At 48.4% G+C, this 26,147-nt stretch carries 4 protein-coding genes; all 4 read left to right on the forward strand.

From position 1 onward, the window contains the following. Position 1: 1 nt before the first annotated feature. Genes CLV59_RS21820 through CLV59_RS21835 form a run of 4 tightly spaced genes read left to right on the forward strand, consistent with a single transcriptional unit; the run spans position 2 to position 26,140 of the window. Positions 2 to 12,694 carry a non-ribosomal peptide synthetase gene (locus CLV59_RS21820; protein WP_111594192.1) on the forward strand — a complete coding sequence of 4,231 codons (12,693 nt, stop codon included), beginning with the start codon at positions 2 to 4 and terminating at the stop codon, positions 12,692 to 12,694. Beyond that, positions 12,691 to 19,329, forward strand: a complete 6,639-nt coding sequence (locus CLV59_RS21825; protein WP_111594193.1) for a non-ribosomal peptide synthetase — start codon at positions 12,691 to 12,693, stop codon at positions 19,327 to 19,329. The genes CLV59_RS21820 and CLV59_RS21825 overlap by 4 nt, the downstream gene beginning before the upstream one ends. Continuing rightward, entirely contained in the window at positions 19,326 to 25,406 is a 6,081-nt protein-coding gene (locus CLV59_RS21830) for a non-ribosomal peptide synthetase (protein WP_111594194.1), read from the forward strand. The genes CLV59_RS21825 and CLV59_RS21830 overlap by 4 nt, the downstream gene beginning before the upstream one ends. Positions 25,407 to 25,417: 11 nt before the next feature. Beyond that, positions 25,418 to 26,140 carry an aspartate/glutamate racemase family protein gene (locus tag CLV59_RS21835; RefSeq protein WP_170137863.1) on the forward strand — a complete coding sequence of 241 codons (723 nt, stop codon included), beginning with the start codon at positions 25,418 to 25,420 and terminating at the stop codon, positions 26,138 to 26,140. Positions 26,141 to 26,147 lie beyond the last annotated feature (7 nt).

Consider the following 26,147-nt stretch of genomic DNA (forward strand, 5'->3'; position numbering starts at 1 on the left):
CATGAAAGCGTTATTGCAAGTTATTGCTGCCTGCAGGGCAAAAGGGGTAAGCCTTAGCGTGGATGACACAGGAACAGGTCTGAAACTGAAGGGAAACATTGCTGCGCTGACGTCCGTGGAGAAAGAGACGCTGCGTAATCAAAAGGCAGCTGTCATCAGTCTATTGCAGCAGGCAAAATCTGTCGCGGAAGAAGATATTCTTCCTGCAGCGCCACAGGCATCCTGGGAGCTGTCGTCCGCACAGCGGCGCATGTGGTTATTAAGTCAACTGGAAGAGGGCAGTGCCGCCTATAATATACCCGTTGTTAAGCTATTTGAAGGCACTTTGCGGCAGGATTGCTTGCAGCTTGCCTTCCTGCAACTCCTGGAACGACACGAAATACTGCGGGCGGTATTTCGGGAAGATGTCGCCGGAGAAGCAAAACAACATTTCCTTTCTGTTGAAGATGCGGCGTTTGTTATAGAAACACATGACCTCCGGGGCGTTGACAACAGTACCGCATGGGTTCACTCATTTGTATCACAACCTTTCCAACTGTCTGAAGGACCACTATTGCGGGCCTGCATCTGCGAGTTGTCGGACTCCCGGCGCATCTTCTGTCTGGTGATGCATCATATCATCAGCGATGGTTGGTCTCTTGATATTATCATCACAGAACTGATGCTGCTATACGTTGCTGCCTGCGAAGGCCGTACTGCTGATATGCCAGCATTGAGCATACAGTATAAAGACTATGCTACCTGGCAGCAACGCAAGATTGGTACTGCCGATTTTGATGCGCACCGCCTCTACTGGACTGATCTGTTCTCTGGGGAGCTGCCCGTTTTGTCTTTCCCCACTGATAAACCCCGCCCTACCGTTAAAACCTATAAGGGAGGGATGGTATACAAACGTATCCCCGCGCATATTACCACCCGCCTGAAGTCCCTGCTGATAGCAGAAGACAGTACCCTGTTTGTTGGATTGTTATCTGCCGTTAACCTGTTGTTATTCCGCTACACCGGGCAGGATGATATTATCACTGGTACGCCTGTATCTGGGAGAAGTCGCACAGTACTGGAAAATCAGGTGGGTCTATATCTCAATACGCTGGCACTGCGTACCCGGTTAAACAGTCAGGATGGATTCCTTTCATTACTGAGGCATGTGCGGCAAATGACATTGGAATCATTCCGTCATCAGGATTATCCTTTTGACATGCTCACGGAAGAATTGCGGCTGGAATGGGATAGGAGCAGAAATCCGCTTTTCGATGTGATGATGATATTGAGAAATAATGCTGTGAGCCATAAGGAAGCGGAACAAAAACTGGCCGGACTGACCATCTGTGAATATGAGGGGGGACAGGAGACATTCAATAAATTCGACCTGAGCTTTAACTTCATGGAAATCGGCGATGAGATAGAAATGCTGGTTACCTATAACAGTGATATATATACGCCATCCACTGCCGATAGAACAGGGAATCATCTGATACAGTTGCTGGATGCGGCTTTGATGACTCCTCACACTCCTATATCCTTACTATCTTATCTAACTGCCACCGAACAGGAACAACTATTGGTGAGCTTTAATAATATGCAGGATGCCTGTACTGCCGATGAAACTATTGTAGATCTATTTGAAGAACAGGCGCTCAGAACACCCACAGCCACAGCGGTGGTTTACAAGGAAGATACCTTATCCTACGCGGAATTAAACCGGCGCGCCACATTGGTGGCACAGCAGCTGCGCGGAAAATACCAGCTAGGGGAGAATGCACTGGTGGGAATTTTGTTGCATCGTTCCGCTGATATGATCGTTGCCATATTGGGGATATTAAAAGCCGGTGCTGCATATGTGCCTATAGATCCGGAATACCCGGTATCGAGAAAGGCTTTTATACTGAAGGATACACAGGTGAAAGTATTGTTGACAGCGGAAGATGCATTTGATGCTGCTATAGACTTTACCGGTGAGACTTTTTTTATCAGCGGGCTGCAGGCAGCAGTACAAGATATACCCGTTACGCTGTTGCGGCCGCAGCAAGAGTCGCTCGCCTATGTGATCTATACATCCGGTTCCACTGGCGAGCCTAAAGGAGTGATGATCACGCACCGGTCCCTGATGGATTACTGCGATGGTATCAGGGCGGTAACGAATATAGATGCCTGCCGTACTTTCGGCCTGGTATCTACCATTGCCGCGGATCTGGGCAATACCGTATTATTTCCTGCATTGCTAACAGGTGGTGCATTACAGATATATGACAACGATGCACTATTGACACCGGAGAAAATTTTTAACGGAGATCTTGACTGCATTAAAATAGTACCTTCTCACTGGATGGCATTACAGGAAGAATCCCATTGTTATCTTCCTGCAAAGTGCCTGATATTCGGTGGAGAGCAACTGACTTCCAACGTGGTAAGCTTCATCAGCCGCGGAAATCCTACATGTGAAGTATACAATCACTATGGACCTTCCGAAACTACCATTGGTAAATTACTGAAGCGGGTGGAACTGCGGGAGAGTGTAGTGCATGAGCCACTGGGTAAGCCTTTTTGCCGTTCCGCGTTCTATATTCTGAGTGAAGCGGGACAGTTGCAGCCTGTTGGTGTAGCCGGTGAAATCTGTATCAGTGGCGATGGCCTGGCTAAAGGCTATCTCAACAGACCTGAACTGACTAACACCCGGTTTTTACCTAATCCCTTTATGGAAGGGGAAAGAATGTATAAAACCGGTGATGTGGGCCGCTGGTTGGAGAATGGTTGTATAGAATTTATGGGTAGAACCGATGACCAGGTAAAGATCAGGGGATATCGTATTGAGTTGGGAGAAATAGAGGCCGCCATTCGCCGTCATGCTGATGTTCTGGCTGCTGTGGTATTGACTTTCGCCGGGAGCACAGGCGAAAAGCAGCTTGTAGCCTATATCGTGGATAACGATCGTCTGAGTATACCTGCGCTACAGCACTGGTTGTCGACCTTGTTACCTGCTTATATGATACCGGCGCATTTTATCCGCATCCCTGCCATGCCGCTTACACTTAACGGAAAGATAGACAGGAAGCGGCTTCCGGCGCCGGAAGAAAATAATATTGTCTCTGCAATTGAATATATAGCGCCGCGTACAGCGCTCGAAGAGCAACTGGCAAATATCTGGCGTGGTTTACTGGATAAAGAAAAAATTAGTGTAAAAGATAATTTCTTTTTACTGGGAGGACACAGCCTGAAAGCTACGCGGCTGCTGAGCAGCATCCGCCGTGAGTTCCAGGTGGCGCTCCCGTTGAAGACTTTATTCCAGTATATGGTACTGGAAGAACAGGCGCAACTGATTGCTAATGCTGTTAAGGAAACACATCAACGTATTACAGCTGCTCCACTGCAGGAAGATTATCCGTTATCATCTGCTCAACGCCGTTTCTGGATATTGAGCCAGTTCCCGGATGCCGCTGCCGCCTACCATATGCCAGGCATCTATCAGTTGCAGGGCAAGGTGGATACTATGGCGTTGAATGCGGCATTCAAAGGTATGGTGGACCGTCATGAAATTCTGAGAACGGTATTCCGGGAAGATGCCAGTGGCAATATCCGCCAGATGATCAGGCCTGCGGAAGAAATTTTTCCCGGTATTGTTTATGAAGAAGTTGGGGAGATGCCATTGCAAGAACGCATTACTGCTTTTGTGATGCAGGCTTTCAGCCTGACTGACGGCCCGCTGCTGAGGGTTGCACTGTATAACACGGCGCCAGATCACTTCGTCTTGGTATATGTGATGCACCATATCATCAGTGATGGCTGGTCCATGGGCTTATTGCTGAAAGAATTATTATCACGTTATTATAGTTTGCAGAGTGGCGCCGAGCCTGTGCCACAGGCATTGTCCCTACAATATAAGGACTATGCCTGGTGGCAGCAACAGCAGTTGCAGCACTCCATGACCTCAGCTCGCGCCTTTTGGATGGAGCAATTGTCGGGAGAGTTGCCCGTAATAAATCTTCCAACAGACCGCTTGCGCCCTGCTATTAAAACCTATCAGGGGAGTGTAGTGAACAAACGTATACCTGCTGCATTGTTACAAAAGCTGAAAGGTACCGTAGCAATGCATGACGCCACTTTGTTCATGGGATTGCTTTCTGCGGTGTATACTTTATTGTACCGATATACCGGGCAGCAGGATGTCATTACTGGCAGTCCTGTAGCTGGCCGGGAACATGCTGATCTGGAGGATCAGCTAGGGTTATACCTGAATACGCTGGCTTTGCGTGTGCAACTGGACGGACAGGGCAGCTACCTGGAACTGTTGCAGACTGTGCGTCGGATCACACTTGATGCTTACTCACATCAATCGTATCCCTTTGAGGAACTGGTGAATGACTTGAAACTGCCCGCAGATCTGAGTCGTAGCCCCCTCTTTGACGTAATGGTAATCCTGCAGAATACAGGCAGTCATCGTATTATGGCGCCAGAGATGCTGGGCGGCGTTAGCATTAGTCAGTGGGATGGCGATGCAGGTGTACGCAGCAAATTTGATCTTACCTTCAGCTTTGCAGAGGTAGGGCAGGAATTGGACCTGTATCTGGAATACAATACTGATATTTTTGATCACACCACTATACAACAGCTGGCCTTACACTTCATACAGTTGTTGGATGCGTTATTGCATGCACCACATGCCCGGATTGACCTGATAGATTATCTCTCCGCAGCAGAGAAGAAAATACTCACCATCACGTTCAATGATACCCGTGTTGATTATCCTGCACATACCTCGATATTACAACTGTTGGAAAAACAGGCGGCCACAACACCTGATGCAGTAGCGCTTTCTTGTGGCGACAGTATGCTGACCTACCGGGAGTTACATGAGACCAGCAACAGGTTTGCCGCATTCCTGCACCAGCATTACCGACTGACGGCCGGTGATCTCGCTGCTGTGATGCTATCTCGTGATGAATGGCTGATCATTGCCTTGCTGGGCGTATTGAAAACAGGTGCGGCCTATGTACCCTTGGACCCAGATTATCCGGAAGAACGCATCCGTTACATGATGGAAGATAGTCGTTCTCTGGTGTTGATCGATGCCGATGTGATAGCAGCATTCCGTGCTGTCGCAAATACCTTTAGTGCCGCGGAACATTCCGTAGTACCCGCCTCAGATGATCCTGCCTACTTGATCTATACATCCGGATCTACCGGTAAGCCCAAGGGTGTAGTGATTACTCACCTTAACGTCTATACGTTTATCTGCTGGTGCCTGGAAGAGTTTGCGCTAGATGAAGCTGATGTGGTGCTAGGCGTTACCTCCGTATGTTTTGATCTTTCCATCTTTGAAATATTTTATACCCTTTCCAGTGGCAAACGATTACTGTTGCTACCGAACGCCTTGTCTGTTCCTGGTTGTATGGATACGGAAGAACGACTGTTGCTGAATACAGTACCTGGCGTAGTGGGGCAATTGCTGGCTGCAGGCACAGATCTTCGCGCAGTGAAAGTGCTGAATATGGCGGGAGAAACCCTGCCAGCATCTGTAGCATTTGCAGATAGCCTACGGCAGATGACAGTACGGAATCTTTATGGTCCCTCCGAAGATACTACTTATAGCACCGTTTTTCGTATTGGAGCCGATCAACGTATTCTCATTGGCCGGCCTATTGCCAATACTTCCGTATTTATCGTTAGTGCAGCAGGCGCCTTGCAGCCGATAGGCGTTATAGGCGAAATATGTATTAGTGGCGATGGCCTGGCAAAGGGATATTTGTATCGTCCGGAACTGACGGCAGAGAAATTTGTTCCCAATCCTTTCTTACCTGGCCAGCGCATGTATAAAACAGGTGATCTGGGCCGCTGGCTCCCTGACGGTAATCTGGAATTTGCCGGCAGAAAAGATGACCAGGTGAAGATACGTGGTTATCGTATAGAGCCGGGAGAAATCGCCACAGCAATCCGCAAATATCCAGGTGTGGAATCGGCTGTTGTGGCGCCCCGTACCAATAGCCAGGGAGAGAAATTTCTAGCTGCCTATCTGGTCAGTGATAACCCTGTAGATACACAAGCCTTGCAGACCTATCTGGCAAAGTTGCTGCCGCATTATATGGTGCCCGGTTGTTACATGCAACTGGATACAATGCCGATGACGCTGAATGGAAAAATTGACAAGAAACGTCTGCCTGCAGTGGAGGAAGAAAACAGGACGGCAATTGCTTTTGAAGCCCCTAGAACCATAGTGGAGAAACAGCTGGCAGAAATATGGCATGTGTTGTTGGAAACAGGGAATATAGGATTGAAAGATAATTTCTTCCTGCATGGCGGTCACTCTCTAAAAGTAATTCGGCTACAGAGCCAGATACACAAAGCATTTCAGGTACGATTGGATGTACCTGCACTTTTTCGGCATGCTACGTTGGAAGAACAGGCCAGGTTGATAGCCGCTGCTGCACAGCAAAACTATCAGACCATTACCCCTCTGGAGGAACAGGAAGACTACCTGCTCTCCTCTGCACAACGTCGCTTCTGGGTACTGGGCCAGTTCCCGGAAGCCGGGGCTGCTTATCATATGTCGGGCATTTATGAGCTGGACGGAGAGCCTGATATAGCAGCGCTGAATCACGCTTTTGCAGCGCTCATTAACAGATATGAAATACTGAGAAGTATTTTCCGCGAACGTGAGGACGGTGAAGTGAGACAAGTTATACAATCCGCAGATCGTGTATTCAGGGGAATTCCCGTTATCGAAATGGAACATCAGGATGAGGAGGCTTTAGCTGCGGCCATTGCGAAGGAAGTGAACCGCCCCTTTGATCTCAGCGCTGGTCCTCTGTTGCGGACGGCATTATATCATACGAGAGATGAAAAATATGTCCTGGTTTATGTAATGCATCACATCATCAGCGATGGCTGGTCTGTGGGTATTATGCTAAGAGAATTGATCTTGCTGTATAACAGTTTTCGTACGGGTGTCGGCGTAGCGTTATCTCCCCTGAAACTACAATACCGGGACTATGCGGCATGGCAACAATCACGGCTACACGAAGAAATAGGGGCAGACCGCAACTGGTGGATGCAACAGCTTTCAGGTTCGCTGCCTGTGCTGGAAATGCCGGTGGATGCGCCTCGCCCTGCCCTTAAAACTTATAACGGCGGGGGCGTTGCGATGGCTATTGAGGCGGAAGTGCTACAACAACTGAAAGCAGCCGGAGGCAAGGAAGGAAATACGCTGTTCATGCAATTGCTGACGGCAGTGTATGTATTGCTGCACCGTTACAGCGGCCAGGAAGATATTATCATTGGCAGCCCTGTTGCTGGGAGAAACCATGCAGACCTGGAAGGGCAGCTGGGGCTTTTCCTCAACACCCTGCCGCTGCGCATGCAGGTGAATCCAACACTCAGCTTCCATGAGCTCCTGGAGCAGGTACGCCTGCTTACCCTGGAGGCCTTTGCACACCAGCAATATCCTTTCGAGGAATTATTGGACGACCTGCAACTGGCGCCGGACCTGAGTCGCAGTCCTCTGTTTGATGTAATGCTGGTACTGCAGAATAATGAAAACGGTTTTATGAATGACCGTTTGCAGGCAGGGGATATTAGCATCAGCGCGTATCGTACCCGCGCCGTGACTAAAAGCAGGTTTGATCTCACCTTCAGCTTCGTGGAAGTGAACGGAGCATTGCAAGCACATTTGGAATATAATTCAGACATATGGCATGTGGCTACAGCAGAGCGGATCATGGCGCATCTCTACCGGATTATAACCTGTATGGCCACTGCGCCAGACAGTATCATCGGAAGAATGGAGCTGCTGTCTGCAGTAGAAACGGAACAACAGCTACAACAGTTTAATCAGACTATTACTCCTTATCCTGCAGATGCCACTATCTCTCAGCTATTCGCTTTTCAGGCAACTGCGAAACCGGATCATATAGCGTTGTCGTGCAATGGTACCTCGCTGACCTATGCCGCATTAAATATACTGGCCAATAGGTTTGCACATTTCCTGCTATCCTTGCAGGAGTTTGGAAAGAATAGCGTGGTCGCCATACAGCTTGATAAAGGTATTCCCATGATGACGGCCATACTGGGCGTACTGAAGTGCGGTGCTGCCTATATGCCTGTAGATCCTACATTTCCGCAGGAACGGGTGAACTATATGATGGCCGACAGTGGTTGTAGTTTGCTGATAACGGAGGACATGATGACCGCATTTGAGGAGCAAAAGATGATGTATGACAGCCATCATCCTGTCAATACAGCTGCAGCGCAGGATGTAGCGTATGTTATGTATACTTCCGGTTCCACTGGTAAGCCGAAAGGCGTCATGGTGGAACATCGCAGCGTGTTGCGATTGGTAAAGGGGCAGCAGTATGTGCGTTTACATGATAGGGATGTGTTGCTATCCACTGGCGCAGTAGCCTTCGATGCGACCACATTTGAATACTGGGGCATGTTACTGAATGGGGGCCGCCTGGTGCTTTGTCCGCAGGATACTTTATCGGATACAACGTACCTGTTACACCTTATCCGTACCGAAGGCGTTACCATGATGTGGTTCACTGCCGGCTGGTTCCATCAACTGATAGAATATAATATCGATATTTTTAGTGGTCTGAAAACTGTACTGGCAGGGGGCGACAGACTTTCTCCTCTGCATGTGGGTAAACTCCTGCATGCGTATCCGTCCCTGGAAATTATTAACGGTTACGGGCCTACGGAAAATACGACCTTCTCTCTTACCTGCCGGATGACTGGAGATATGAAGGATATTCCCATCGGCAGGCCTATCAGCAATTCCACCGTTTATATCCTGGATGATCATCATGCGTTGTTGCCGCTGGGCGCAACGGGAGAAATATGTGTAGGAGGCGACGGCCTGGCCCGCGGATATATTGCTTCGCCGGAGCTGACAGCTACCAGATTTATTCCACACCCTTTCCTGCCAGGAGAGCGTATATATAAAACCGGCGATCTGGGGAAATGGCTGCCTGACGGGAATGTCTGCTTCCTGGGTCGTAAAGATGACCAGGTGAAGATCCGTGGCTATCGTATAGAACCAGGAGAGATCGAAAACGCGCTGACCGCCTATCCGCAGGTAGAAGCTGCCCTGGTAATGCCCGTGACGGATGCTGCCGGAGACAAAATGCTGGTTGCTTATCTGGCTGGTGATGCCCGCATTAGTCGGGATGAACTGCATCAATACCTGGGTAACCTGTTACCATCCTTTATGCTGCCGGACCATTATGTGTTCCTGGAGCAATTTCCGCTTACCGCGAATGGTAAAGTAGACAGGCACGCGTTACCACTTCCAGACCAGGAAGCTGCTGCCGGAAAAACCTATGTCGCACCAAGAAATGTTACGGAAGAAAAATTGCAAGGCGTATGGCAGGAGGTGCTAGGCAGAGAAGTTATCAGTGTAACGGACGATTTCTTTTTATCAGGAGGGCACAGCCTGAAGGCCAACCGCCTGATTCTTAGGATCTACAAAGCTTTCGGGGTAAAGATGACGATAAAGGAATTATTTGCTCACCCGAAATTATCAGAGCAGGCAGTATGGATAGATCATGCGCAAGGCACTGGATTCAGTGGTATACCCCGTGCACCGCATCAGGAAGACTATCCGCTTTCCGCCGCACAGCGCCGCATTTGGGTACTCAGTCGTTTCGATGAAGCCAATATCGCCTATAACGTTCCATTCGCCTGTGTACTGGAAGGAGAGCTGGATGAAGCAGCACTGATAGCTGCGCTGAATAAGCTTACAGAAAAACATGAGAGTCTGCGTACCGTATTCCGTGAAAACGCGGATGGGCTGGTACGCCAGGTAGTGCTGCCAGCGGAACAAGCCATAGTGTATCCTGAATACCGGGATATGCGTGGAAATGCCGCGGAGGCTTCATTGCAAGCGGCGGCCAAAGTAGCAGTTCCATTTGATCTTGCGCAGGGACCGTTGCAACGCGTTTATCTCTGGCAGTTGGAAAATAATAAATGGTTGCTATTGTATGTAACGCATCACATCATTAGCGATGGCTGGTCAATGAATGTATGGATAAAAGAATTATTTGAACAATACAGGCAACATGGTCATCGGCCGGAACAACCGGCACTGCTGCCTTTACAATATAAAGACTACGCGGTATGGCAGCAAAAACAGCTGGACCAGACTGCCGGTGAGGCCAGCCGCCAATACTGGCTGGATCAGTTCTCCGGGGATATTCCGGTGCTGGATTTTCCATCGGATAAAATCCGCCCGTCGGTGAAAACGTATCGCGGAGCAATCGTAAACACGATGATCCCCGTTGAATGTGTAATGCGCCTGGAAGCATTATGCCTCGAACATGGCGCAACGTTATTCATGGGTATCACAGCGATAGTAAATGCGTTGTTATACCGTTATACCGGCCAGGAAGATATTATCCTCGGCACACCTGTTGCAGGACGCCTGCATACCGACCTGGAAGAACAGATTGGATGCTATATCAACACGCTGGCATTACGCACGCAGTTCAGCGGCACAGCAAGTTTTACCACCCTGCTTACACAGGTAGTGAATACCACGCTGGCGGCCCTTGAACACCAGGATTATCCTTTCGATGAGCTGGTGAATAATCTTCCGCTGCGTCACGACATGGGACGCAATGCGTTGTTTGATGTGATGGTAACGTTGAATAATACAACAGATGCTGCCGCGGCGCCGGCAACCCCTTTGCTGCGCATTATTCCATACAATGACAACAGCCTGCTGCCAGGTAATAAATTTGACCTCACATTCAGTTTTGTACAAGATGTTGCAGGAGCATTGCAGGTAGGTATAGTATACAATACTGATTTGTATACCACCGAATTGATAACGGCGCTGGCGTTCCATCTGGAACAGCTAACACAGGCTGCTGTTGCCTCTCCGGACACCGCAGTGGCCATGATGGACATGTTGTCTTCCGAAGAAAAAAATAAAGTGGCCTTTACCTTCAACGGGAACCATCGCGATTATCCTGTCGGTAGCAGCATTGTGAGCATGTTTCAGGAACAGGTCGCAGTTGCAGGAAAACAGCCGGCATTACTATTCGGAGATAACAGCATGAGCTATGATACGCTGAATACGTATGCCAACAGAATGGCCGCTTATCTCCGTGAAAACTTTCACATCGGGAAAGGACATATGGTAGGTATAAACCTACCCCGGAATGAATGGCTGATCATCGCCGTTCTGGGAGTGCTGAAGACCGGTGCTGCCTATGTACCACTGGACCCCGCCTATCCTGAAGAAAGGATTGCCTACATTTTGGAAGACAGTCAATGTGCACTCGTACTGAATGAATCAGCCATGCTGGCATTCACAGAAACAGCGGAGACGTACAGCGGACAGAATCCTTTGCAGTTGCCTGATGCCGGAGATCTGGCTTACCTTATTTATACGTCAGGTTCTACAGGAAAACCTAAAGGTGTAATGATTGAACACCGGAATGCCTATGCTTTCATCTGCTGGTGCCTGGAAGAATTTGACAGCAGTGCTTTTGATACCGTATTCGGCGTTACTTCCATCTGTTTTGATCTTTCTGTTTTTGAAATTTTCTATACGCTCATTTGCGGCAAAAAATTACGCATACTGGATAATGCATTATCTATTCCTGCATGGTTACGCACCACAGAACGTATCCTGCTGAATACCGTGCCAGGCGTAGTAGCCGGACTGCTAAGTGAAAATATTGATCTCAGTGCGGTGTCGTTACTGAATGTAGCCGGAGAGCCTGTTCCGCCGCACTTCCTGCAGGATGTTCAGTTGAAACGTATGCAGGTTAGAAACTTGTATGGCCCCTCAGAAGATACCACCTACAGTACCATTTACCGCTTGGACAACGCCAATCGCGTACTGATAGGGAAGCCCATCTCCAATACATCTGTGCATATACTCAATGCTGCAGGACAACTGCAACCAGTAGGCGTGAGAGGCGAAATCTGCATCAGCGGCGCCGGGCTGGCCAGGGGATATAAGAACCAACCTGCGCTGACAGCAGAAAAATTTACGGATCATCCTTTTCTGCCGGGAATAAGAATGTACAGGACCGGTGATATTGGTTCCTGGACGGAGGACGGCAATATAGCTTTCTGGGGAAGAAAGGACGATCAGGTGAAGATACGTGGATTCAGGATAGAGCCGGGAGAAATTGAAAAGGCCCTGTTGCAGCTGGCTATGGTGAGCGATGCACTGGTAGTGGCCAGACCCGAAAGGCAGGGCGATAAATCCCTGGTGGCGTATATCGTATGCAATGAAATACCTGATATACCTGCTATGCGTGCGGAGTTACGAAAAACGCTGCCTGATTATATGATTCCGGCTTATTTCGTACAACTGCCACATTTCCCTTTGACTGCCAGTGGAAAGAAAGACAAATCAAAACTACCGGACCATCAGTCCCAACTGGATGAACCACATCTTTCCATTGCCCCGCGTAATGAAACGGACGAACGCCTGATCCGTATCTGGCAAGAACTGCTTGGAAAAGAACGTATAGGCATTCGCGATAACTTCTTCGAATGCGGCGGCCATAGCCTGAAACTGATGCAGATGATCGCAAAGATCCAGCAGCAGTTCTCCGTTCAGCTGAGTATCCCGCAGGTATTCAAAGATCCTTACATAGAGCATATCAGTGACCAGATCACCTTTATGCTGGACCAGCAGCAACTCAAATCATCTATTGACCAATTAGTGCAAATCGACATATGAAAGACTTACTAAAGAAGATAACAGAAAATAATATTCTGTTGGAAATCATTGATGGTAAATTACGTGTATTTGCCAATAGCAGTAACCCCGATCCGGCCCTGATCACGGAGATAAAAAACAAAAAGGAAGAACTATTGCAGTTTCTGTCCGCTAACCGGGATCAGGATGCAGGCCGTATACCTGCCGATATTCCTGTTGCCCCTGAACAGAACGGTTATCCGCTTTCTTCTTCTCAACACAGGCTATGGCTGCTCTCCCAGTTGGAAGAAAGCAGTGCTGCTTACAACATGTATGGTATATATTCTTTCCGGGGCCAACTCGATATCACCGCGCTGGAAAAGGCATTTGATACATTGTATAATAGGCATGAAAGTCTCAGAACCACCTTCGCAGAAGATGTATCTGGAACTGTATTTCAATATATTAAACCGGCAGCGGAAATACCGCTGAAGGTGGTCCATCACGATTGGCGCCTGATGGATGAACAAACACTGAAGAAGCAGATTGCGGATGTATGTGGCCAGCCGTTTGATTTACATAAAACGCCGCTGCTGCGCGTACATCTTTTCAGAACAGCCGATGAGGAATGGGTGCTCGTGTATGTAATGCCGCATATTGTGAGTGATGGATGGTCTATGCATATCCTCCTACAGGAATTGTTATCCTGTTATCAACAAGGGACTACTACATTATTACCGCTGAAGATACAGTATAAGGATTTTGCTGTATGGCAACAACAACAGCTGGAATCAGGCCATCATGAGCAGCATTATGACTATTGGATGCAGCAGTTGGAGCATGAACTGCCTATATTGCAGCTGCCTGGCGATTATACGCGTCCTGCTGTTAAAACCTATAATGGGGGTACCGTAAGCAGCCAGATACCTGCAACCGTGACGGCCGTTCTGCAGGAACGCTGCCGACAAACAGGCAGTACGCTGTTCATGGGATTGGTGGCCGCTGTGAATGCATTGCTCTATCGATATACTGATCAGGAGGATATCGTGCTGGGCACGCCTGTAGCCGGCAGGGAAAAGGGAGGTCTAGAAGGTATTATTGGCTTCTTCGTCAATACGCTCGCAATACGCAACCGTTTCTCCGGGAAAGATACTTTCCTGCAGTTGCTCGAAAATGTGCGACAAACTTTCCTCTCTGCCCTGGCACACCAGGAATATCCTTTTGATGAGCTGGTGCGCCGTTTGCAAGGGCCACGTGATGCCAGTCGCCATCCCCTGTTTGATGTGATGATCACCCTGCAGCATGCCGCTACAGCCACAGAGCAGGCAGACCTGCCTGCAGGATTGCAGGTGGCTGCCTATGAAGATTATGTCAACACTACCAGCAAATTCGATCTCACTTTTAATTTCTCTGCCGCAGGTAATAACCTGTTATTGAACCTGGAGTATAACAGTGATATATATACGGAGCAGACGGTTCGCCGCCTGGCCCGCCACCTTACCGGCCTGTTGACAGCCGTATCTGAAAACCCGGAAATACCCATCCAGGAAATCAGGTATATGGAAGAAACGGAGCTACAGCAACTGATCGTAGGTCTCAATAATACGATAGCTGGCTATCCCCGTGAAGCCACGATTGTCAGTCTGTTTGAACAACAAGTACTGCTTACGCCGGACCGCAATGCATTGGTTGTCGACGATACTTTACTCAGCTACCGGCAACTGAATGAATGGGCCAACAAACTCGCAGACTTTCTGCAGACTCGCTATAACATTCAACCAGATGACCTTGTCGGTATCATGCTGGGTCGTAGTGAATGGATGGTCATCGCCATCATGGGGATATTAAAAAGTGGCGGCGCTTATGTTCCCGTAGACACCGCCTACCCACAGGAGAGAATAGATTATATGCTTGCCGACAGCCAATGTAAACTGGTGATAGATGATACGCTGCTGGCTCAGTTCCTCGGGCAGGCAGACGAGTACAGCGCAGCTAACCCGGCCGCAGGTATTTTACCAGCTAACCTGGCCTATGTGATCTATACTTCCGGAACTACCGGACAGCCTAAAGGTAATCTGATAGAACATCGCAATGTGGTTCGGTTACTGAAGACAGACCCGACCCTGTATGATTTCAATGAAACGGATGTATGGACCCTGTTCCATTCCTATTGCTTTGATTTCTCCGTATGGGAGATCTTCGGCCCGTTGCTGTCTGGCGGCGAACTGGTAATAGTACCCGCTTTAACGGCGAAAGATCCCCGTTCGTTCCTGACTTTGCTGCGGGAAAGAAAAGTGACAGTACTGAATCAGACGCCCACCTCTTTTTATAATATTATTCAGCAGGAGATGGAAGTAGGAGATGCAGATCTGCAGCTGCGTTACGTCATCTTCGGTGGCGAAGCCCTTCACCCACGGAACCTGCGGGAATGGAAAAATAAGTATCCGGCTACACGCCTGATCAACATGTACGGCATCACAGAAACGACTGTGCATGTTACTTTCAAGGAAATAGGATCAGAGGAAATTGCCAGTGGGATAAGTAACATCGGCAAACCCATTCCTACGCTTCGCTGCTATGTGCTGGATCAACGTGGTAACCCTGTGCCGGTAGGAGTACCTGGCGAATTATATGTAGCTGGAGCCGGCGTAGCAAGAGGATATCTGAACAAACCGGCGCTTACCGCTGCGCGTTTTATGCCGGATCCATTTTTTGAAGGAGGACGCATGTACCGCTCCGGCGATAAAGTAAAGTTGCTGGATAATGGCGAAATGGCATATGAGGGGCGTATGGACAACCAGGTGAAGATACGTGGTTATCGTATTGAACTGGGTGAAATTGAAAATGCGATCTGCCGCTATAGTACAGTGAAAGGGGCTGCCCTGTTGGTGAGGGCTGCACCGGAAGGAGAGAAGGAGCTGGTGGCCTATGTGGTGGCAGATGACGATGCATTCAGTGTGTTGTTGCTCAGAAAACACCTATCAGGAATCCTTCCTTTGTTTATGATGCCACATTACTTTGTAATGTTGAAGGAATGGCCGCTTACTGCCAATGGAAAAATTAATTATAAGCTCCTCCCGGAACCAACAGCAGATCATCAGGCTGGAGTGGAATATGTTGCTCCCCGCAATCCTCTGGAAGTTAAACTGGTGAATATTTTCAGCACAGTATTGAAAGTACCGGCAGAAAAAATAGGTATGCTGGATAATATGTTTGCACTCGGAGGTGATTCTATTAAAGCCATCAGGATTGTTGGAAAAATAAGAGAGGAGATCGGCGCAAAGATTACAGTAGGTAAATTGTATGAATATCCTGTTCTCGGTGACCTGGCGGCCTGGCTGGTGGATAACAAAGAGGAGGATAGCTTGTATGAGATGAAGGCAGAGGGCCTGCGGCAGATAGAAGCGCTTCGTAGCGCCATCATTGAAGAAGACAAAGATATAAACATACTTCCGGCAGATTACGAAGATATTTATCCGCTCACGGCCATCGAACAAGGCATGATCTACTCTTCCATGATCAGGCCGGAAGAACCAGTCTACTATGACCAGTTTCCTTTCTTTGTGCACATCGCTGACCTGTCTGTATTTAAGACGGCTGTAGCTACTCTGGTGCAAAGACATCCCATTCTCAGAACGAAATATTATGTAAAGAGTTTCAGTCGCCCTGTAAAAGTGGTACTACCTGAAATAATACTTCCTATTATTTACGAGGATTTCTCCATGCTCAGTGAAAACGAGCAGCAGATGGCTGTCAGAGACCTGCTAGCGGCAGGACAGGCCGCCCGGCTGAACTTCGATGACGAACTGTTTTGGAACTTCCAGATATGCCGTCTCAGAAAACATGAATATGTTGTCATCTGGAGTTTCCATCATGCTGCACTGGACGGATGGAGTGTGTCCCTTTTCAATACAGAACTGACACAGCTCCTCTCTACAAAGGAGAGCGTGGTATTGCCTCCGCTGAAACACAGTTATAAAGACTATTGCGCTATCCTGTTGGGAAGGAAAAGATCGGCAGAAGTAGAGCATTACTGGAAGGAGCTGTTGAATGGATTCACCAGGAATAAGCTGCCATTTAATTATAAACGCCTTCCGGTGAGCCAGCGAGGTGGTATGAAACGTATCTCAAAGGTGATGGATGCTTCCTTGCTGGAGAAGCTTCATGAACTGGCGGCGAAACATCAGTTTTCCTTCAAAGCTGTTTGTCTGGCTGCTCATATTTACCTGTTACACATAACATCCGCTGAACAGGATGTGGTTACAGGTGTGGTTACGCATGATCGTCCTTCTATTGAAGATGGGGAAAATATCCTTGGATGTTTCCTGAATACCATCCCTGTCCGCATTAGAATTGAGCAACTCACGGATATACTGTCCTTGCTGCAGGCAACAGACAGTTACCTGAAAACCGTGAAGCCAAAGGAAATCCATCTCAGCGAAATAGCAGGTGTGTTGAACGAGCGTACCACTTCCCTAAATCCTGTATTTGACACGCTGTTCAACTTCACGGACTTTCATACCTATGAACAGGTGGAAACCAGTTCCTCACTGACCATGGGAGCCTCCGGCTGGGACATAAGAGAAGTAGAAGATTCCACGGAAATGACCAACACGTTTTTTGATGTGGAAGTAGATAAAACCCTCGACAGGTTCCAGGTGAAGATCAAATTCATGCCTGCATTCTTTGAAGACCAGCAGGTGAAACATGCGCTGGAGCTGTATGTAAGAATACTGGAACAGATGACGGTGGATGTGTACACCCCCTTGGCATCAATGAACCTCTTATCAGCCGGAGAGAAGCAGGAAATCCTGACAGACTTCAACGATACAGTCGTACCATATGCAACGCAGGAAACGCTGCAATCGCTCTTTGAAGCGCAGGTACGCCGTACTCCGGATAATATTGCCTTGCGGCAGGATGGTGTCAGTGTTACCTACCGGGAGCTGAATGAGCGGGCCAACCAGATGGCCAGTTTGCTCTGTGAAAATATTACTACCGGCGATAACATCGGTTTACTGGTTACCAGAAGCTTCGACATGATCGTTGGCATGTTTGCCATTCTGAAGGCCGGCGGCGCTTATGTACCCATTGATCCGGAGTATCCGAAAGACCGGCAGGAGTATATTCTTTCCAATTCCGGCGTTACCCGGCTGCTGACTAATCTTACGGAATGCACGCTGGAAGGGCTTTCTGGCGAGAGGGTCATTTACATGCAGCAAGTGGATGTCAGTGCATATAGCAAGGAGAACCCGGACATCGCTGTCAGCAGTCGCCAGTTAGCCTATACTATTTATACTTCGGGTTCTACCGGCAGACCTAAAGGCGTGATGATTGAACATCATTCCGTCGTGAACCTGGTGAGCTGGGTGAATAACACGTTTAGTATTGGGGGAGATGACCGCCTGTTGTTTATCACTTCCATGTGTTTTGATCTTTCAGTATATGACATCTTCGGCATACTCTCCGCCGGCGGTACGCTTGTAATTGCCCGACAGGAAGAAGTACAGCAGGTAGAGACGCTAAAAACATTATTGTTGGAAGAACGCATTACCTTCTGGGACAGCGTTCCCTCCACGCTCAATTACCTGGTGGCAGAACTGGAAGCTGCAGGCGATACCTTTCAACAACAAGACCTGCGTGTGGCCTTTATGAGTGGCGACTGGATTCCAGTTTCATTGCCGGAGCGCATCCTTCGTTACTTCCCTGGTGTACAGGTGATTAGTCTGGGTGGGGCTACGGAAGGAACAGTATGGTCCAATTATTTCCCCATCAAGGCAGTTGATAAATCGTGGAGCAGTATTCCATATGGTAAGCCTATCGACAATAACACCTTCTATGTGCTGGATGATTACCTGCGCCCTGTGCCCAAAGGCGTTGCGGGAGAGCTGTATATCGGCGGTGTGGGCGTGGCGGCAGGTTATGCAAACGATAAAGAAAAAACAGCCGCAGCTTTCAGGCCCGATCCATTTACCCACAGGCAAGGCGGCATGATGTATAAAACCGGCGATCTAGGCCGGATAATGGCCGATGGTAACATGGAATTCCTGGGGAGAAAGGATTTTCAGGTGAAGATACGCGGATTCAGGGTGGAACTGGGAGAGATAGAAAGCGTATTGCAACGGCATGAACTGATTCGAGAAGCAGTGGTAGATGTACGAAAAGACAGCAATAACCTCCATCAGCTATGCGCGTACCTGGTGCCGCATACAACGCTGGATATCCACCTGATCAGGGAATATCTGCGGGAAAAACTTCCAGCGTACATGATCCCATCTTTCTTCACAGTCCTGGATACACTGCCACTTACCAGCAATGGTAAGATTAACAGAAAGGCCCTGCCGGATCCTTTACAGGAAGATAACGGTAACGGCTATCTGTATGTGGCGCCGGAATCAGAACTGGAAAAGACAATGGAGCGTATCTGGATATCCATTCTCAATATTGAACGCCTCGGTATCCGCGACGATTTCTTTGAAATGGGTGCGAACTCTTTGTCTGTAGGCGCTTTTGTAAACCGCTTCCAGCGGGAAACTTCGACTGCGATCAATATCAGAACGGTATTTATGTATCCCAATATTGAAAGCCTCGCTGCCGAAGTAGAAAAGATACTATGGGCCGACAACGAATTATTTGAAACAGACAATCTTAATGACACGGAAAATTTTTCTATATGATTGCTGATCTGTATAAAAAACTGAAAGCGCTAAAAGTGAATATCCGGGTGATTGATGGCCGGCTGGATATACAAGCTCCCAAAGGTGCGCTTAAGAGCGAATTGCTGGAGGAAATAAAAGCGCATAAAGAAGAAATTATTGCATTCATCAGTGCCTATAAAAAAACAGATAAGAAAGCTAGTATAATCCCCAGGGTGCCTGACCAGCACGGGTATCCCCTTTCTGCCGCACAGCGCAGACTGTGGATACTGAGCCAGTCCACTGAAGGTAACATTGCCTACAATATGAGCGGTGTATATCAGTTGGAGGGCGCGGTAGATGTGATGGCACTGAATGATGCCTGCAAGGCAGTTGTAATGCGCCATGAGAGCCTGCGCACTGTTTTCCGGGAAGATGGTCATGGTAATGTATTGCAAGTCGTATTGCAGGCCGCAGATGTCTTCAACGGTATTCAACAGCGGGATCTGCGCAGTGAACTACACCCGGATGATGTGCTAAAATCCAGGCTGCAAAAAGACAGTCAGACTGCCTTTGATCTGAGAACAGGACTGTTGCGTTTGTCGCTCTATCAGTTGTCAGACAGCCGCTGGGTATTCGTTTATGTAATACATCATATCATTAGTGATGGATGGTCTATGAACTTACTGATCAATGAAGTGATGATGTTTTATAATGCTGCTATCAGTAATGTTGCGGCGCCGCTGGAGCCCCTTTCTGTACAGTACCGCGACTTCAGCGCCTGGCAGCAGGAGCAGCTGGGCATGGCTGGTCAGAGCAATCACAAAGCATACTGGCTGCAACAGTTTGAAGGAGAGCTGCCGGTACTGGAGCTGCCATCGGCTAATAAACGTCCGCTGCTGAAAACATACAATGGCGCTTTATATACTGCGCACCTGGATGACACATTTACCACTGCATTAAAAGATCTGTGCCGGCAACTGGGAGGTACCCTGTATATGGGGCTGCTGGCAGGAATGAGCGCATTGTTCTATCGTTATACCGGCCAGACGGATATCATCATTGGTAGCCCTGTAGCAGGAAGGGAACACGCTGACCTGGAAGATCAGATCGGCCTGTATGCCAATACGCTCGCACTACGTTGCCGCTTCAATGGAGAAGAAGGATTCAGCCAGTTATTCAGCCATATCAGGCAAACCGTAATAGGTGCTTTTGAACACCAGGTATATCCTTTTGATGAACTGGTAGAGTCCCTGCAGTTACAACGGGATATCAGCCGGAACCCGCTGTTTGACGTACAGGTAGTTTTGCAGCATGCTGATAATACCGGCGCTGCACGTAGACTGGGAGAATTGCAGGTTGCTGGATATGCTGGCGCTCAGCGACTGACAAGCGTATTTGATATTGTTTTCAATTTCGTGGAATCCGGCGACGCCCTGGATCTGCGCATCGTGTACAACTCCGATATTTATGATCAGCAGATCATAGCATCCATGGTGCGACATTTCGAATTACTGATGACAGCTGTTATCAGTAACGCACAACAGTCTGTACACACGCTCGCATATATCAGCGAACAAGAACAACAGCATATGCTGGGGCATCTTTCCGGATTGGCAACAGATAATGGAGAAACAGTCATCTCACATTTCAAAAACTGTGTACAGAAAAATCCCGATGCAACCGCTGTAGTCTCCGGAGATCGCCACCTTACCTACAAGCAGCTGGATGAAAAGTCTGATCTCCTTTGCCACTATTTGCTGGGCTTGCAGCAAGAGTCGGAAATGAAGGTGGGCGTTTTACTGGAGCGGTCTGACCTGATGATCATCGCATTATTGGGTATCATGAAAGCGGGAGCAGTGTATGTACCCATCGATATTGCGTATCCACAGGCCCGCAGAGAATTCATCATCAACGATACCGGCGTCGGGATCCTCGTTACGCAAACGGACTACATCTTCGACCTGTCCTATTTTAGCAGGGAAATGATTGCGCTGGATATTCAGCTTGACGTGATGAAGGCAGGAGCAACGTCTGTGCAACCGCCATCTCCCGAAAAACTGGCCTACATCATTTATACCTCCGGTTCCACCGGGTTGCCAAAAGGTGTCATGGTCACACATGCAGCTTTGATAAACTCCATCACAGGCCAGCAACAGTTATTTCAGATCAACGCTGCTGATCGGTGTCTGCAGTTTTTCTCTTCTTCCTTTGATGTGTCTGTTTTTGAAATCTTTATTGTGCTGACCACTGGTGCAGCACTTTATATTGCACCGGAAAGCGCCAGGAAAAACCTGTTGCTACTGGAAGAGTATATTGCCCGGGAAGTATTGACGGTAGCGACTTTACCGGCAGCCTATATCAAACTGCTGCAACCGGAAAATATCCTGTCTGTAAAAAAACTTATTACAGGAGGAGAGGCAGTGCCAACAGAAAAGGCAGCGCAGTTCCTGCCATATACCCGTTACTTCAATGCATATGGACCAACGGAAACGGCTATATGCGCCACTATTTTTGAACTGCTGCCAACAACTGATACTTCCAGGCCCATGCCGGTGGGAAAACCTATCGCCAGCACCTGTATATATATCCTCGACAAATATGGCCAACTGCTGCCTGATGGCGTGACCGGCGAAATATACATAGGAGGCAACTGTCTCGCTGCCGGATATTTCAATAGGTCCGAGCTCACAGCAGAGAAATTTGTGGCTGATCCATTCATACCTGGCAAACGCATATATAGAACCGGCGATATGGGCCGCAGGCTTAGGGATGGAAATATTGAATTTTTCGGTAGAAAAGATGAACAGGCAAAAGTGAGAGGCTACCGTATTGAACCGGGGGAGATTGAGAGCGCCCTGCAACAACATACGCATATCAGCGCTACAGTAGTTATCACCTATACCAGCCCCGATGATGAAAAAGATCTGGCGGCTTACTTTGTCAGCGATGAAGCCCTCAGCGCTTCAGACTTGCGATCTTTCCTGACCAACCGACTGCCTGCCTATATGATGCCCGCCTGGTTTGTTCAGTTAGATGAGTTGCCACTGACCTCCAATGGTAAAGTGGATAAACGAAAACTCCCGGCGCCGGCTGGTTTGGACATCGCTTCCGGAAAGGCTTACAAGGCGCCGTCAGGAGACATCGAGCAACATCTGGTAGCTATATACGAAGAAGTGCTGAAGAAACAACCTGTTGGTATGAACGATGATTTTTTCATCCTTGGTGGAGATTCCATCAAATCCATACAGATCGTTTCCCGGTTGAAACAGAAAGGCTACTCCCTGACCATTCAGGATATATTGCTGTATCCCGTTATCGGCGATCTAGCCAGACATGTGAGTGTTAACAACAGGACCATTTGGCAGCATGCTATTACAGGAGAAGTATCATTAAGTCCTGTGCAACAGTTTTTCTTTTCCAACAACACGGCAGAGAAACATCATTACAATCAGTCTGTCTTATTGAAGTGCAACTCATCCATTAATGAAAATGCGCTGAAATCCGCTCTGGACAAACTTGTGAAGCATCATGATGCATTGAGGATGGTTTACCGCGCCACAGCTGGCGGCTACGAACAGGAGAACCTGGGAGAAGAGCAGAGCTATGGATTCGAAGTATTAGCTTATAGCGAAGAGGAGTTTGTTGGCCATTGTAACCGTATACAGGCAGCTTGTAACCTGGGAACTGGTCCGCTGTTCAGAGCGGCTATCTTCCGCAATGCAGCAGGAGACCGGTTACTGATGGTTGCTCATCACCTGGTGATAGATGGCGTTTCCTGGAGAATATTACTGGAAGACTTATCAGCGCTCTATGAGCAAGCTGCATCAGGCGCCACCCTGAATCTGCCATTGAAGACGGATTCCTTTAAATACTGGATGGAGAAACAGGTGGCCTATGCTGCCAGCGAAACGCTGCTGCGAGAATTGGCCTATTGGTCAGATATTGCGGCGCAGCCGGTGCCGCGCCTCCCGTTAGATTATCCCGGTGGTAGCCATCTGGTGAAGGATACCGGCTACCATTCCTTCCTACTGGACGAAGAACAGAGTACCCGTTTGTTTACCGCCTGTTACAGCGCATATCATACGGATACCAATGATATACTGCTTACTGCACTTAGTCTGGCGCTGTCAACAGTTTTTGGCGTAGACCGCGTACTGATCACACTCGAAGGCCATGGCCGCGAACAGATCGGCGCCGACGTGGACGTAACCCGTACTGTTGGTTGGTTTACCAGTTTCTATCCGGTGTCATTCAGTATGGAGCACCGTGCAGATAACATCCGTCAGTTGATAGCAGTAAAAGAACATTTACACCGGGTGCCCAACAAAGGAATCGGCTATGGCATTCTCCGTTATATAGCAGGTCATGATCTGCCGTTGACACCGGAAGTTACATTTAATTATCTGGGCGATTTTGGCCACGGCGTTGCTGCCGGCAATGGAGACGCCTTGTTCTCCTTCAGCGGGGAAGCACATGGACAGGCCATTACAGACAACTGGGAAAGAACATCCCTGCTCGATATCTCCGGTATTGTGGCAGAAGGTCGTTTACGCATGACCGTTAGCTACAGCACCGCGCAATATAGCGCAGCCACCATGGAGCGACTCATGACTGCCTGCAAACAGGAGCTGGTATTGCTTATTGAACAATTATCTGCCGAGACAACCGTACATCTGACACCGTCCGATTTGAGCTATAAGGACCTCGGCGTGGAGGCTGTGATGGCGCTCAATGCCACTGCTAATGTGGAAGATGTGTACGTGTTAAGTCCGATGCAGGAAGGGTTATATTATCATTGGTTGAAATCGCCGGATTCAGCAGCATACTTCGAACAGGTAAGCTATGAAGTGAGAGGCATGTTGGATGAAGCGCTGCTGAAGAAAAGCTACCAGCAGCTGGAAGCCCGCCACAGCATTCTGCGTACCTGCTTCACGCAGGAATACGGTCGTCCGTTACAGATCGTACAACATCATACCGGCGACAATTTCTTTTTCCGTGATATAGGTGATGAAAATAATTTTTCCCTAAAAGCTTTCCGGGAAGCCGACAGGCGGCGGAGCTTTGATCTCAGCAGCGGTTCTCAAATGCGCCTCACTGTGCTGAGAAAAGGGCAGGACCTCTATGAATTCATCTGGAGCCATCATCATATTCTCATGGATGGCTGGTGTGGTAGTATTCTGGTGCGGGAGTTCCTGCAGTTCTATCATAACCAGGTACAGGGTACTATTCCGGTGATGAATGAAGTTGTACCATACACTAATTATATCCACTGGCTTAATACGCTGGACCCCGCGGTAAGCCTGCGCTTCTGGAAGGAATATCTCTCCGGGTACGATGTGCTGAACAGTGTTCCCGGCAGATTGAACAGTAGCGTAAAAGGGTTCAGCGCCACCAATCAGTTGTTCTTCATAGAAGGTGCACTTCGCGAAGATTTACGCGGATACTGTGCAGGGCTGGGTATTACAGAGAATATTTTCTTTCAGGTAATGTGGGGGCTGTTGCTGGGCAAATATAACGATACCACAGATGTTGTATTTGGAACAGTGGTTTCTGGCCGTCCGGCGGAACTGCAAGGTGTAGAAGAGATGATCGGACTCTTCATCAATACGGTGCCAGTACGCATCCGGTTTACAGAAAAGATGCCTGTCAGTCGCCTGATGACGGAAGCGCAGCAAGCGTTTATCAGCAGTTCCTCCTATCAACATACTCATCTCGCGGATATTCAAGCAGAGAGCGCGCTGAGAACCGGATTGTTTGACCACATGCTAGTATATGAAAGTTTCCCTGTACAGGAAGTTTCCGGTCAGAAGGGTAGTCATGTGCAAGATATCGCTATGTCTGCAGTATCGGATGTATTCGATCAGACAGAACATGATTTCAGTATGGTCATTGTACCCGGAGAGCGCATTGCCATGAGGATTCGCTATAACGCTCATGCCTATGATAAGGCCATGATTGAAAATATACAGGAAGATATATTGGAACTGGCTGCACACATTTTACGGGTACAGACAGCGCAGGCAGGAGATACAGCGCAGTTGGGCGAAGCCCGGAGAAAGGCCTCAGCGCCAGCGTCGCAGACTACGTTCAATGAAACTATCAGTGAAGAATTCTAATCTTATTGATGATGATGACTATGCATAAAAAGAAAGTAGGCATTATAGGAGGAATGGGGTCACGCGCGGGTGTAAAACTGCTGCAGCTGATTATCGATTATTCTCCGGCTATAACTGATCAGGAATTTCCGGAGATATTATATCATAATAATTCTGCTATTCCAGACCGTACCCGTGCCATTATCCACGGTGGCCCCTCACCGTTGGAGGGCATCTACAGATCGTTGGAAATGTTTAACAGCCAACAGGTGGAAGTAGTGGCCATCGCCTGTGTTACCTCTCATTATTACTATGACAGTATTGCAGATTACAGTAAATCAAAAGTATTGAATCCGCTGCAGCTCCTTGCTGACCGTCTTATGCATGAATATACAGCTGTGAAACGTGTAGGCGTGCTGGCTACCACTGGCTCCATTAAGAGCGGTCTGTATCAGCAGGCTTTGGAGAAATGTAATGTAGAGGTAGTGACACTAGACCCTGTAAGCCAGGAAGAAATTTTTATGCGTGCCGTCTATATGAAAAACGGTTTTAAATCCGCCTGTATTTCCGATGAAGCGCGAGAGCTGATGCAGCTTTCCATGAAGAAGATGAAAGCGCTGAATGTGGATATGATCATAGGCGGATGCACAGAAGTATCATTGGGCGTAATGCCGGAAAATGAGATGGTGCCTTACCTCGATGTGCTGGACCTGCTGGCCAGGAGAACCGTTGAATGCTGTTATGACCTTGATTAAAAAATAC

Source organism: Chitinophaga dinghuensis (assembly GCF_003259435.1).
Classification (GTDB): domain Bacteria; phylum Bacteroidota; class Bacteroidia; order Chitinophagales; family Chitinophagaceae; genus Chitinophaga; species Chitinophaga dinghuensis.

Bases quoted from the DNA above. Each gene is read 5' to 3' on its own strand.
- CLV59_RS21830 (WP_111594194.1), top strand. From the start codon at position 19,326: ATGATTGCTGATCTGTATAAAAAACTGAAAGCGCTAAAAGTGAATATC.
- CLV59_RS21835 (WP_170137863.1), top strand. From the start codon at position 25,418: ATGATGACTATGCATAAAAAGAAAGTAGGCATTATAGGAGGAATGGGG.
- CLV59_RS21825 (WP_111594193.1), top strand. From the start codon at position 12,691: ATGAAAGACTTACTAAAGAAGATAACAGAAAATAATATTCTGTTGGAA.
- CLV59_RS21820 (WP_111594192.1), top strand. From the start codon at position 2: ATGAAAGCGTTATTGCAAGTTATTGCTGCCTGCAGGGCAAAAGGGGTA.